This is a genomic window from Rhodococcus sp. IEGM 1351, assembly GCF_030056875.1.
Classification (GTDB): Bacteria; Actinomycetota; Actinomycetes; order Mycobacteriales; family Mycobacteriaceae; genus Rhodococcus_F; species Rhodococcus_F opacus.
In genome coordinates this window covers 37,944-50,486 of record NZ_JASHKU010000010.1, presented here as the reverse complement: position 1 = coordinate 50,486, position 12,543 = coordinate 37,944, and the positions used below count along the sequence as shown (strand labels likewise).

Sequence of the window (12,543 nt, the reverse complement as noted above, 5' to 3'; positions counted from 1 at the left end):
TACGTCCGACACGGGCTCCGACGCGGTGTCGGTCCAGTATCGAAGCCGTCTCGGTTGTGTCTCGGTGAGGGAGTTCGGGATCGGGTATCGGCGGTGTCTACTGGGGGACCTGATTCGGTGGAGCCTCAGAGGATTCGGACCAGGATCTCCGAATGACCTGCCCGGATGATGTCTCCGTCGGCCAGCTGCCAATCCTGCACGGGGGCACCGTTGACGGTGGTTCCGTTCGTGGAGCCGAGGTCGGACAGCATCGCGACCTGTCCGTCCCAGCGAATGTCGATGTGGCGGCGCGACACACCGGTGTCGGGCAGGCGGAACTGTGCCTCCTGGCCGCGGCCGATGATGTTGTTGCCCTCACGCAGCTGGAAGTGGCGTCCGCTGCCGTCCTCGAGCTGCAGCGTCGCCGTGAACGTGTGGCCGTCGGTCGCGTAGGCCTGCTGGCCGTAACCGCCCTGGTCGTAGTCGGCGTAGCCCTGCTGGTCGTACGCCTGCTGGTCGTAACCGCCCTGCTGGTACCCGCCGCGGTCGTAACCCTGGTCGTAGCCCTGCGGCTGCTGGTAGCCGGCGTCGGCGTAGGAACCGTCCGGGTAGCGGGCCGGAGCCGCCTGCTGGTCGTACGCCTGCGGGTCGTAGCCCTGCTGGTAGCCGCCCTGCTGGTAGTCGTAGCCGGCGTCCGCGGGCTGGTCGTAGCCGGGAGCCTGCGCGCCCTGGTCGTACGCCTGGCCGTACGCCGCATCCTGGGGGTACCCGCCGCGCTGGTCGTCGGGGTACTGCTGCTGGTCGTAGCCGCCCTGCTGGTAGCTGCCGCGGTCGTAACCGTTCTGGTAGCCCTGCGGGTACCGCTGGTCCTGACCTGCATGGGCATGACCGTTGCGCGCGTACTGGGGATCGGGATTGCGGTTGCCCGCTGGTTCGCGGCTGGGGTCGTAGCCTGAGTTCTGCGTCATGGGGCCAGCTCCTGGATTCGACGTGACGGGTACAAACGGTGCCTGTGGTCGCGGTGCGGGACCGCCTGGCGGTTCGGGTCGCCCCGGCGTGGCCGCCCCTGGGCGGCCGGCATCCGGATCCACCGAACCCCGGGTGCGGAACTGCCCGGTGTGCAGTGAAGGCGACGGTTCGAACGCGACATGAATGGGACCATACGTCTGCCAGCCCTGGTCGCGAATGAAGTCTTCGAGGTGTCGGGCGAAGGCCTTGACCGTCAAGTCTCTGTCGGCGGCAAGTTCTTCGTGGTCCGAGTTGTTGATGGCGATGACATAGCTGTTCGGCGCGAGCAGGTGCCCACCGTCCAACTGCTGGATTCGGTCGGAGGCTTCCTGCTGAAGCGCGGCCTCCACCTCCTGTGGCACCACGCCGCCGCCGAAGACCCGGGCGAACGCGTCACCCACGGCTCCCTGGAGCTTCCGCTCGAAACGTTGAACTATCCCCATCGGAACCTCCTCACGGTGCCTGGCTGTCGGGCCTTCTGTCCTCGGTGCGCGGTGGCTGTGACGGGACATGTCCGTGTCGCGGCACTGCCGTGCGTGTATCCCACGGTACTGTCATTGCCTCGGGCCACGACACGGGTCTACGCCATTGCATGATAACGGTCTTTGTCTGGACGGGTGTTTTTGTGGCCTTTTCGGGTCCTGACCTGTACGAATCGTAATTTCTGGCGACCTCGTGTTAATGTTTCCGGGTCGCTCGGGCGAGTGGCGGAATGGCAGACGCGCTGGCTTCAGGTGCCAGTGTCCTTCGGGACGTGGGGGTTCAAGTCCCCCTTCGCCCACCACAAGTGATTCTCCGGAATCGCGACATCGAGGCCACGAACTCATGAGTTCGTGGCCTTTGTGTTTTCCCCGCAAGGAGCGGGGTGGCGTATCCCCACCCCAGGGTGGCTACCGGGCGCCCCGTCGCAGCCCGACGATGGAGTAGAAGCCTCGTCGCGAACCTCCGGCCCCTCCGGACCTGAACCCGTCCTCTGGACGGTCCGTGACGAATGACTCGAGTGTGAACCTGCCGTCCGGCTCCTTCCGCTGGGTTTCTGCGAAATCGAGAGTGGGTTGTGTATGAGCATCAGCCAGGTCCGGGCCACCAGCTCGGCAAATGTCGGTGAGTACGTCGGTTCCGTCGCGACGACGGTGGGCGCCCTGTCGGTCGACTGGTGGTGCACCCCCGCTTTCGACGCGGTCGTGACGCTGTCCTGCGAGATCCCCTACTACCGCGGCCGGAAGGCCGTTCTGGCCTGGAACCGCCATTTCGGGTGGTCGCTCGGGGTACACGGACTCACCCAGGGGAACGTGCTGGTGGTCGAGGGACTCGGGTTGGGACCGGCACCGGATCCCGCGCACTGCTCGGATCGGGTCGCCGAGTTGATCGCCGAACTCGCCGACTGGGCCCCTCGACCGGCGTCCGGACAGCCCGCCCCACGTATCGTGCACGGCCCCGGCGCACCCCGCGGGTGACTCAGATTCCGGGAACCCCTGCATCCCCAGCGTAGACCGGCTTGGATTACGAGTATGGACGGCAGGAAAGACCCCGATCCGCTGCGCCTCGCGGCCGGCGTCGCCGCGACTGCCGGCGGTGCGTTGCAACGTGTGATCGGATTCGGCGTCGACACGGCGCGACTCCTGCCGGGCGTCGATCCGCTGCTGGTCACCCTCGAGGAACGCGGCACCCAGACACTCCGCGGCGCGGACGAACTCGCGGATCGGTTGCTGCACGCCGTACTCCGGAGAATCGTGCACGTCGCTCTTCAGGAGGTGGACCTCACCGCGATCGTGCATGATCACGTCGACCTGGACGTCGTCGCCGAGGGCATCGACATCCAGCGCATCATCGACCGGGTGGACATTGATGCTATCGCCGCCCGGGTGGACATCCCGCAGATCCTCGATCGAGTGGATATCGACGCCGTCGCCGCACGGATCGACGTGGATGCGATCGTCGATCGCGTCGACGTGGACTCCGTCATAGGGCGGGTCGACCTGGTGGTTCTGGCCGACACCGTGATCGAGGGCGTGGACCTGCCGCGCATCATCCGTGAGTCGACTGACTCGATGTCGAACGAGGCGGTCCGCGGCGTGCGAAACCAGGGCATGCAGGCCGACGACGCCGTCGCCGGGTTCGTGGGCAAGTGGTTCGGGCGCGGGCACGAACCGGACGATGCATGAGCACGCCGGCGCATCGTGCGGCCGGGATCGTGACCCGCGGACTGGCCGCAGGTATCGACCTGGCGGTCGTCCTGGCCATGATGGGCGGCATCTATGTCGGAGTGTTGTTCCTGCGGTTGCTGTTCTCGCCGCAGGAGTTCTCGTTCCCCGATGCCAATGCCGTGCTCTCCGCGACCTTGTTCATCGGCGTGGCGGTGCTGTACCTGACGGCATGCTGGTCGGTGAGCGGCCGCACCGTCGGTGCCGTGACGATGGGGCTGCGGGTGGTCAGCCGCAACGGTGAACTGATCGGCTGGCTGCGGGCCCTTCTCCGGGCGGTGCTGTGCGTGATGTTCGGGTTCGGATTGCTGTGGGCGGCAGTCGACGGCCGCCGCCGGTCACTGCAGGACATTCTGCTGCGGACCGCCGTCATCTACGACTGGGAGCCCGATCTGCATGTCGGCGAGCCGGAGATCTGACGCCACGCAGAGTGTCGTAGCAGCTGCCTAGCATGGGGTCATGTACACGGAGCGGCGGTCGGTGTTCCCCGGCGCTGTGGTGTGGCAGAAGACCGCAGCCGGGGGTGACGCGGCCATCCTGCCCGACGGCTGTATGGATCTCATTTGGATGAACGGTGACGTCGTCGTGGCCGGCCCCGACTCCCGGCCGTATCTCACCCGGAGCCGCGACGGCGACCGTTACGTCGGATTACGTTGTTCCCCAGGCACTCTGCCGGATCTCCTGGGGACGCCGGCGGAGGAGCTGACCAATCTGCGGGTGCCGCTCGCCGAGGTGCTGACAGACCGCGCCACCACGGAGTTTCTGGGCAGGATCGCCGACGACGCCGATCCGGGCCGGGCGCTCGAGGAGTTCGCGAGATCTCGCCGGCTCCTCGGGCCGCCGCCGGACGGCAGGATCCCCGCGATCGCGCGACTTCTGGAGCAGCAGACGTCCGTCCGTGAGGTCGCGGACCGGATCGGTGTCGGCGAGCGCCAACTGCACCGCCTGTGCCGACGGCAATTCGGTTACGGACCGAAGATGCTGGCCCGGATCCTTCGGTTGCAGTCGGCACTGGGGCTGGCGGATTCATCCATTCCCGCAGCTCAGGCCGCCGGCATGGCGGGGTTCGCCGATCAGGCCCACCTTATCCGCGAGGCGCACGAGTTGACCGGCCGCACGTTCGGTCAGCTGGTCACGGTGTGAGCGCGGCGAACAGGTCGACGGGGTTGCCGTCGGGATCGTCGACGGTGGCGTAACGCTGGCCCCACGGTGCATCCCACGGCTTCTTCCGACCGGTGTAGCCGCCGCCCGTGAACTCGTCGAAGAGCGTGTCGACGTCGGCGGCCGTTCCGCAGTCGAAGGCGAGTCCGATGCGATGCCCGCCGGCCGGTTCGGTCCAGTCGGGTGTGAACGAGCGGATGGTCTCGACCGTGTCCCACAGCAGGCGGAGCCCACCGGGAAACTCGAATTCGACGGTGCGGTGCCTGATCGGCGTCGGCGGGAATGTCGAGTCCGAGCCGCCGATAGAACGCGAGCGACGTGGGCAGGTCGTGGACGACCAGTTCGATGGCACTGAATGTTGCGGTCATACCGAGAACGCTAACGACCTCAGGCGGACCCGCATTGAAGGTTTCGGACATCGAGCACCGGAGTCCGATTTCTTCAATCACCCGTGCCGTGTAGCGGGGATGCTGGGTGTCATGACCACCGAATCAACCCATGTCAGTGTGTTCATCGCTCGGCCCGCCGCCGACGTGTACGCCTACGCGAGCGACCCCGCCAACCTCCCCGCCTGGGCGGCGGGCCTGAGCACCAACATCACCCGGGACGGCGACCGCTGGCTCGCCGACTCCCCGATGGGACAGGTCGCAGTGACCTTCGCACCCGCCAACGACTACGGCATCCTCGACCACGACGTCACCCTCCCCAGCGGCGACACCGTCTACAACCCCGTGCGCGTCATCACCGACGGCGACCACAGCGAAGTCGTCTTCACCATCCGGCGACGCGACGGCGTCACCGCCGACGAATTCGCGCAGGACGCAGCGGCCGTCAACGCCGACCTGCAGAGGTTGAAGGGGTTGCTGGAGGCGTGAGGGGGCCGCGGACCTCGCGTTTGCATACCGATTGGTCAAACGCGCATGCAATTGCGTGTGAAGCTGACCAAAAAGTGTGCGGATGTGGTGACTTCGCTCAGCTATTGCCGCTCGGCGTCAGTGAAAGCCCTCCTGTCGCACATTGGCACACCGATTAGCCAAATGCGGACGCAATCGCGGGTGCAAACAGCAAAACCATGTGCGGATGTCTCGAGAGGCATGTGGTGTCCCTAATGGAGCAAGAGCGAATCCTTAATGTTAATCGTGCCGCCGACGTTGATGTACAAGGTCCCGGCAATTTCGCCCGCTTCGAATTCTATTGCAATGACCAGTGAACCGTAGGTTTCGGCTAGTCGGAGTCGCGTTGCGCCTTCGCGAAAAAGGTCGAAGACAAGATGTAAGAGAACCGAAAACCTGAGCCTGATGGACCGGCCCAGAGGGTCGACGACGAGTTCGACATCTCCACCGCGATCAGTTGATGCGCGAAGGATATAGCCGCCCGGGATATCAGGCAACGGCTGGGACGCTATCTGATGAAATCTCGCCAGTTCGTCAGGAGCGGGTATTTCGAATGGGTGGTACACGGATGTCGAGTCTTACACACCCGCGCACCAATTGGTCATCTGCGCACGCAATTGCGGACGCACATAGCTAAAACGTTCGCGGATGTGACTGACCTCGACGTGCCCTCCGGTTAGCACGAGATTCCGCTATTCGTACCGAAGTGCGGCAGTCGGAATCGTGGCGATGAAGCTCCAATTAGGATTTATCGGCAGAGGTAGGCCAAGGTTGTCGAAGTAGCCGTCATTTCCTCCGTCCATGCCGCCGCAGCTGACAGATAGTCATGAGTGGTGAGGTTCTCGAACTCTTCGGAACTGTTTGCCACTTCAGCTGAGAGTTGACGATGAACTCGATAAGCCCCTCTCGATTGTGGATCTCGCTGGGTATCAGGGCATCAAATTTGTCCACTATTCGGGATTCCATTCCTGTCCGGCTTCAATTTGAAAAATTCAAGCATCTCCCGACTGCAACTGCGACCAGAGTTGCAGTATCGATAGTAACTGCCCTGCGCCACCACTCTCGGCTTCGATCTCGCAATGTTCTCCGTAGTTCACCGAGCCGTTGCTCGGTTTCGGCACGGAACGTATTCGAAAAGATCAAGCGTGGGATAATTTCGACGGCGTCTCAGTGATCGATTCTTTTCAGCAAGCCTTCGCTATAGTATTCAACCTTGGCATCATCAACTAGTTCATCGGCGATCATTTGCGCAAGATTGAGGCCCCGAGTGTCTAATGAACAGATGATAGAGTTCCACTGCTCGCTCGACCGTACCGACATACTCAACGGTATGATTGTCTGGTAATCGGAATTCCAATCGGTGAGCATATTCTGCAATTCCGTGGACAGTCCCAGTTCTGAGGGGCTGGTTGGACCATCTTGTTGGTCGACCAGTGATAGAGCCAGAAAATCAGCCGAAAGCTTTAGATACTTCAACTCCCAGACCTCCATGTTCGGTGAAAAATGAGATTTCGATCCGTATTTACAGCAATCTCATAATATCCCGGCTTTCCATTGAGGAAACCATCGGCGCGATAGAGCAGAGAACCGTCGTTCTGAACTATCGGTTGCCGCCGCAGTATCTCGTCATCAAATGAGTACGGAAAGTTGTGCCCAGTCGGATCCTCGAGTCCTCTTGCTCGAATCCTTGGGTGATAGTCGTAGTCATGTTCGAACGCTTTCCCGTTTGTCCCATCACACGCCGCCGGCACCAGGCCGAGTGGGTCGGTCCATCCGGTGGGGTTGTGAGGGTAGGTGTTCGGGTTGGGTGAGGGGGCGGGTCCTGGGTGAGGTATCGGGCGGTGTCGGGGTTGTAGTACCGGTGCAGGTTGTAGTGGAGTCCGGTTTCCGGGTCGTGGTATTGGCCGGGGAAGCGGAGGGGTGTGTCGGTGGCGCCGTGCCAGATGGTGTTTCCCCACAGGTCGGTGGTGGCGTCGGCGACGCGGTCGGCGGTGCGGGGATCGACGAGTTCGATGGGTGTTCCGACGAGGTCGGTGACGATGGCGTAGAACTCGGTGTCGACGGCCCGCTGATCCCACAGACGGTCGATGTCGGAGGTGCGGCTGACGGCCTGGGTGAGGGGGGTGTAGCTGCCGTGCTGGTAGTTCCATCGGGTGGTGGTGTCGCCGGAGCTCTGCTCGAGTAGGTGCGTGCCGTCCCACGTGTAGCGGATGAGGTCGGCGACGGTGCCGTCGTGGTCGAGTCGTTGTTTGGTGGCGCGTCGGCTGAGGGCGTCGTAGGTGTATTGCCAGTGCCGGCCGTCGGGGGTGGTGACGTCGGTGAGCTGATCGAACGCGTTGTAGCGGTAGTGCCACACGTCCGGTGCATGTGACAGCCGGGTGGTGGTCTTCCGGATCAGACGTCCCACGGCGTCGTAGTGGAATCGGGTGCGGCCGTCGCGGACGAGCAGATTGCCGAGATACTCGCGACGATCCGAGCCGGAGTCCGTGATGTTGCCGAGCGGATCGTAGCGATACTGCTCGGTGGCATGGCCGTCCTGCACGACAGCGGTGATCCGACCGGCCGGGTCGAGGTCGAAGCTGCGTCGGACCACCCTGGACGCGTCCCGCTGGGTGGTGTGGTCGACGAGGTATCCGTCCGGCCGGTATGCGTAACTGTCCTGTCTCAGCGCCCGGGGCTGGACGCTCGGCTCGAGTCCGAGATTCAGGGTGGACGTTGGATGGGCGATCACGTCCTGGTTGGCGAGCTGGCCGCGCGGGGTGTGGTTTCGTCGCACGGCGAGTTCTCCGACGCGCCAGTCGGTCAATCGGCCGACGGAGTCGTGGCCGAAGGCCAGGTGGTGGCCGTCGGTGGTGAGTCCGAGGAGATGCCCCGTGGGATCCCACTGCCAACTCGTATCGCTTCCGGTGGGGCTGTGCCTCGTGGTGCGCCGACCGACCGCGTCGTATTCGAACCGCAACGCCGGGTTGTCGTCGACGGTCTCGCTGACCAACTGCCCGGTCGGGCCGTACGTGAATGTGAGGGAATGGACTTCCCGCCGGCGGGTGCCGGAGACGGCGGTGGTGACGCGTCCCGCGAGGTCGTGCGCGTAGTGGAGATGTTCGCCGGTGTCGGCACGGATGTCGGTGACGCTGCCGAGAATGTCGTACGTGTGCCGGCGGGTGATGCCGGTGGCGGGGGTGACCGATGCGACGCGACCCGCGGTGTCGTACGTGTAAGTAGTTGTGGCGCCGATGAAATCGGTTTCCTCGGCGAGCCGGCCGACCTCATCGTATCGGTAGGACCACGTGGCGCCCAGCGAATTGGTGACGGAGGTCAGTCTCCGCTCGGTGTCCCAGCCGTACGTGGTGGTGCTGCCGTCGGGATCGGTGCGGGCGGCGAGGAGGTCGAACGCGCCGTACTCGTAGAGGGTGGTGGCGCCGACCGCGTCCGTGTGGACCAGGAGGTTGCCCTCCCCGTCGTACGCCCAGGTCTCGACAGCGCCGTCGGGTGAGTGCGCGCGACGAGCTGACCGTCCGCCGACCATCGGTAGGTGGTGGTCTCCCCGGTGGGGTTGGTGACGGTGGTGGGTCGGCCGAACCCGTCCCGGGTGATGCGGGTGACGGCGCCGTTCGCATCCGTGACGGCGGCCGGCAGTCCGGCCCGGACGGATTCGACGAATGTGCGACCCCCGGCCGCGTCGGTGATCGAGGTGAGGCTTCCCGACGCGTCGTACCCGTACCGGGTGCGTGCACCGGCCGCATCGACGACGGCGACGAGGTTTCCCTGCTCATCCCATTCTTGCCGCGACATCGTGCCGTCGGGATGGTGGATCGTCGCCGGTTGGCGGGGGCCGGCGTAGTCGATGGCGACGGCGTGTCCGTCGGGTCGGGTGATCCGGGCGACGTCTCCGTCGGCGGTGTAGAGGTAGCTCGTCGTCGCGCCGTCAGGTCCGACGACTCGCAACGGTTCTCGCCGCGCGTTGTAGTCGGTGTGGGTGCGTGACCCTGCGGCGTCGACGAGGTCCCGCAGCCGCAGGTCGGAGTCGAAACCGTGGACCGTCGCCGCGCCGGTCGAGTCGGTGACGACGGTGACGGAGCCCGTGGACTCCGCGTTGGTGCGGTAGTCGAACTCGGAGTCGAGGATGCCGCCGGTGCCGTTCTGCCGGACTACCCTCCCGTCCGCGTCGTACGTGTTGACCATGCGGTTGCCGTTGCCGTCGACCCACGACAGCATGCGGTTTTCCGCGTCGTACGTGTACCGAGTCGAGCCGCGTCGCCCTTGACGACGGTGGTGAGTTGCCCGTCGGTGTAGTCGAACCGGCGAACCGGGGTGGCAGTGTCTCCGTCGACGACGGACAACCCCACGATCCGGCCGGACCGTGTGTCGACGAGAACCCGGTAGCCACCGGAGTGCGACACCTCGACGGGGGTCCCGGAAGTGTCGTACCGGAAGAGGATGCGATTGCGGTGGCGGTCGGTGATCGCACTGATTGCGATGTTGCCGAGCGCGGAGTCGAGACCGTCCAGTTCCGGCTTGGGTGTGAAATGCCAGGTGAGTCCGCGGTCGGGGTCGTGAACCCGGTAGCCGCCGGTGTCGGTCCGCGACAGCGGCCAGCGCTGCCCGGGATCCGGCATCACCGGCGTCCCCACCTCGGGGTGCGGATACGTGAGCATGACACCGTCTTCGGCGAGCAGCGTCACCCCCGGTTCCTCGACCACCACGCGCATGTCCACGGTGGCCGACCAGCTCGGACCGAACCAGCGACCGAACCGATAGCCGGAACGATGCCGCCGGCCGAACACCAGTGGCAGCACACCGGGAAGTGTCAGATCGGTTTCGGGGAGCAGGAATTCACCGGTCGCGACGTCGACGGGGTCGCGGCCTTCGCAGTTCTGGTTGCTCGTGCGATCGGTTTCGGGGCCGGCGTCGTGAGCGGCGTCGTTCGCGCCCGAATCCGCACCGGCATGCTCGGCGGGGCCGGGATGGGCAGGTTCGGGACTGCGCGGTTCGGGAGTCGGTGCCGGGTCGGTGCTCGTCGGATGCGTGTCCGCGTGCGGAGTGGGCGAGTCGACGTGCGGGGTGTCGGGCTTCGGGATGTGGCTGACGTCCGCGACGTCGTCGAGGAGTCGGGCACCGATGCCGAGATCGCCGGCGGTGTCGAGCACGCGGACCGCGGTGCGAGCGCCTGCGACTCCTGCGCCCGCACCGCCGGTGGCGGCGGTGAGCACTGCGTCGCCGGTGAGGCTTCCGGCGAACTCGAGTGGGTTCTTCCGGATGTCGCTGACCATCGTCGAGACCATGGTGCCGGGGTCGGCGGCCGCGACCACGATTCCCGTCGCGAGGTTGGACAGGCCGGCCTGGTATTCGGCCGGATGCGTCATGTTGTAGGTGTCGGTCGGGTTGATCTGCCGGACGAACTGGACGATTCCGCTGAGTCCGGTGAGCAGACCGGAGTAGAAGTTGGCGACGCCCAGGTGCACGCCGTCGGTGGCGTCGGTGAGGTTGTTCATCCACCGTTCGGTGAAGGGCGGCTCCGTGGGGGCTGTCGCGGTGGCGCTGGTCAGTGCACCGGAGACCTGGCCGGCCACGCCGTCGCGGTCCGCTCGGGCGCCCCGCAGGATTTCGCGGGCCTCCTCGCGCATCGCGGTCCAGGTGTCGACGAGTGGGTGGTCTGCCTGTTGCTCACCGGTGAGTGCGTTGTAGGCGGACTTCTTTGCCCTCTCCTCCGCCTCGGCCTGCTTCCATCGCGCCACCGCGTCGGCGGCGCGGGCCTGGGCGGCTTCGACGGTATGACCCCAGGAGACGAGTGTCCGGGCTGCGGAGTTCATCGCGTCGGCCGCGTCGTGCCACAGTGCGGGTTGTTTGTCGAAGATCTCGTTGAATCCGTCAGCCGCGCTGCCCGTCCAATCGGCCGCGTCGACGGTGCGCAGTGCGTCACCGGTGGAGCCGATGCTCGTGGCCAGGTCGGTCAGCGTGGTGGTCGCTTCGGCGATGGCCGACGGCTCACCGCGGATCAGTTCCTTCGGTTCTTCGGTCTGTCCCAGGTCCAGTTCGTCGACGGGTCCACCGGTGGCACTGGCGATGTCGTCACCGAGATCGGTCAGGGTATCTGCGATGCCGTCGGCGCCGACCCGTTGCGCGAGTCCCGCCGCGGCATCGAGGCCCGAATCGGCAGCTTGCCCGACGTTCTCGACGGTGCTCTCGATCGCATTCTCGGCGGCGTCGCCGAAGTCGTCGATCGCACCCTTCGCGTCGTCCCACGTATCACTGAGCCAGCTCACGACGGACCGCCACCAGCCGACATGATCTCGGCGGCCTGCTCCGTTGCGTCGGTGTCCCAGTTTCGTGTGGTGCCCGAATCGAGCATGTCCGCCAGCGGGGAGACATTGGCGAGGGCCTGCGGGCCGACGGCGGCGATGACCTCGTTGTTGGTTGCGATGGCCTGGTCTGCCGCCTCGAATGATTCGAGGCTGTAATCGGCGTTGAGCGTCTGGTTGATCGGATTGTCCGCGAGCGTTTCGCCCCATGTGCGGTCGCTGATCTCGTCGCCGCTGAGGTGGGGGTTGCCGACGGTGTTCGTCCACACCGTTTTCAGCGCATCCGAGTAGACCTGTTCGGTGGTGTAGTAGCTGCCCACAGCCAGATCGAGGACGCGGGCGATCTCGTTGGCCGACTGCACGAGATGACGGACTCCCCAGGACCACCGTTCCGCGAACTCCTCGAGACTCGTCTGGACCTCCTGCTTCCCGGCTTCCATCGGCGACAGGGCGAGGAGGGAGAACCCGCGCCCCACGGATGCTGTTTCGCCGGTCCCGAGCCCGGACAGTGATTCGGTGATCGCCGTGATGCCCTGCGCCGCCTGGATCAGCACCGACGGGTCGACTTCGAGGTGGTCACCCATCAGGCCACCTCTTCGACTGCCGGCGGGAAGGCCATCGGTGTGGCACCGGCGACGTCGATGACGACCCCGGTCGGGCCGGGAACTGACGGGACGAGGATGTCGAGCAACCGCCACCCGAACACGGTGTGGAAGCGGCACGGCCCGCCCTGTTCGTCGCGGGCGAGCAGATACCGGGCGTATTCCTGCTTGCTGGTGAAGGCGCACACCCAATTCAGTCCGCCGAACGTGCTGGTCAGCAGCCGGTCGTCGCCGGTCAGCGGAATGAGAAGCAGCGCCGAACGGAGGGCGTCGGTCAGCAGCGCCGGCTGGCCGAAACCCTGACGGAACGCGTGCATTTCGGCGAGCAACGCGCTGCAGTCGCCGACGGATTCCCCCATGACAGCCCCCTGATGTCGAATGTCCTCCCCGCCCGGGA

General features: G+C 65.4%; 12 protein-coding genes, 1 tRNA gene and 1 pseudogene. 6 read left to right on the top strand and 8 right to left on the bottom strand.

Annotated features, from left to right (window positions below; genetic code table 11):
• Positions 1-125: 125 nt before the first annotated feature.
• Positions 126-1,430 (bottom strand): FHA domain-containing protein, encoded by a 1,305-nt coding sequence (locus QM806_RS18920; protein WP_005263441.1) that lies wholly within the window; start codon positions 1,428-1,430, stop codon positions 126-128.
• A 255-nt stretch (positions 1,431-1,685) separates the two neighbouring features.
• Here QM806_RS18920 and QM806_RS18915 point away from each other — a divergent pair.
• The 5 genes from QM806_RS18915 to QM806_RS18895 all read left to right on the top strand — a co-directional run bounded on the left by QM806_RS18915 (position 1,686) and on the right by QM806_RS18895 (position 4,334).
• A tRNA-Leu gene (locus QM806_RS18915) sits at positions 1,686-1,771 on the top strand.
• Between the two features lie 277 nt (positions 1,772-2,048).
• Positions 2,049-2,444, top strand: coding sequence for a DUF6292 family protein (locus QM806_RS18910; RefSeq protein WP_005263438.1), 396 nt, complete (start codon positions 2,049-2,051; stop codon positions 2,442-2,444).
• Positions 2,445-2,498: 54 nt separating this feature from the next.
• Positions 2,499-3,152: a hypothetical protein gene (locus QM806_RS18905; RefSeq protein ID WP_133985834.1), complete on the top strand. Its 654-nt coding sequence runs from the start codon at positions 2,499-2,501 to the stop codon at positions 3,150-3,152.
• Positions 3,149-3,610 carry an RDD family protein gene (locus tag QM806_RS18900; protein WP_005565380.1) on the top strand — a complete coding sequence of 154 codons (462 nt, stop codon included), beginning with the start codon at positions 3,149-3,151 and terminating at the stop codon, positions 3,608-3,610. Before QM806_RS18905 ends, QM806_RS18900 begins: the two co-directional genes overlap by 4 nt.
• Positions 3,611-3,650: 40 nt before the next feature.
• Positions 3,651-4,334: a helix-turn-helix domain-containing protein gene (locus QM806_RS18895; protein WP_054247677.1), complete on the top strand. Its 684-nt coding sequence runs from the start codon at positions 3,651-3,653 to the stop codon at positions 4,332-4,334.
• Here the strand turns inward: QM806_RS18895 and QM806_RS18890 are convergent.
• Positions 4,324-4,720, bottom strand: a pseudogene (locus QM806_RS18890) (VOC family protein). The gene QM806_RS18895 and the pseudogene QM806_RS18890 sit on opposite strands and share 11 nt — an antisense overlap.
• A gap of 111 nt (positions 4,721-4,831) precedes the next feature.
• Here QM806_RS18890 and QM806_RS18885 point away from each other — a divergent pair.
• Positions 4,832-5,227, top strand: a complete 396-nt coding sequence (locus tag QM806_RS18885; protein WP_164709576.1) for an SRPBCC family protein — start codon at positions 4,832-4,834, stop codon at positions 5,225-5,227.
• A gap of 1,185 nt (positions 5,228-6,412) precedes the next feature.
• Here QM806_RS18885 and QM806_RS18880 read toward each other — a convergent pair.
• From QM806_RS18880 to QM806_RS18855, 6 genes are all read right to left on the bottom strand, one after another.
• Positions 6,413-6,721, bottom strand: a complete 309-nt coding sequence (locus QM806_RS18880; RefSeq protein WP_133985836.1) for an immunity protein CdiI family protein — start codon at positions 6,719-6,721, stop codon at positions 6,413-6,415.
• Positions 6,722-6,845: 124 nt separating this feature from the next.
• A complete protein-coding gene (locus tag QM806_RS18875) occupies positions 6,846-8,480 on the bottom strand; it encodes an RHS repeat-associated core domain-containing protein (protein ID WP_471897030.1) in 1,635 nt (544 codons plus the stop codon).
• Between the two features lie 80 nt (positions 8,481-8,560).
• The gene (locus QM806_RS18870; protein WP_405134904.1) at positions 8,561-9,460 is read right to left on the bottom strand and encodes a hypothetical protein; all 900 of its coding nucleotides are present in this window, start codon (positions 9,458-9,460) and stop codon (positions 8,561-8,563) included.
• Positions 9,394-11,508: a putative T7SS-secreted protein gene (locus tag QM806_RS18865; RefSeq protein ID WP_283292423.1), complete on the bottom strand. Its 2,115-nt coding sequence runs from the start codon at positions 11,506-11,508 to the stop codon at positions 9,394-9,396. Before QM806_RS18865 ends, QM806_RS18870 begins: the two co-directional genes overlap by 67 nt.
• Positions 11,505-12,128, bottom strand: a complete 624-nt coding sequence (locus QM806_RS18860; protein WP_120660043.1) for a hypothetical protein — start codon at positions 12,126-12,128, stop codon at positions 11,505-11,507. The genes QM806_RS18865 and QM806_RS18860 overlap by 4 nt, the downstream gene beginning before the upstream one ends.
• Positions 12,128-12,505 (bottom strand): hypothetical protein, encoded by a 378-nt coding sequence (locus tag QM806_RS18855; RefSeq protein WP_005565367.1) that lies wholly within the window; start codon positions 12,503-12,505, stop codon positions 12,128-12,130. Before QM806_RS18855 ends, QM806_RS18860 begins: the two co-directional genes overlap by 1 nt.
• Positions 12,506-12,543: the final 38 nt, after the last annotated feature.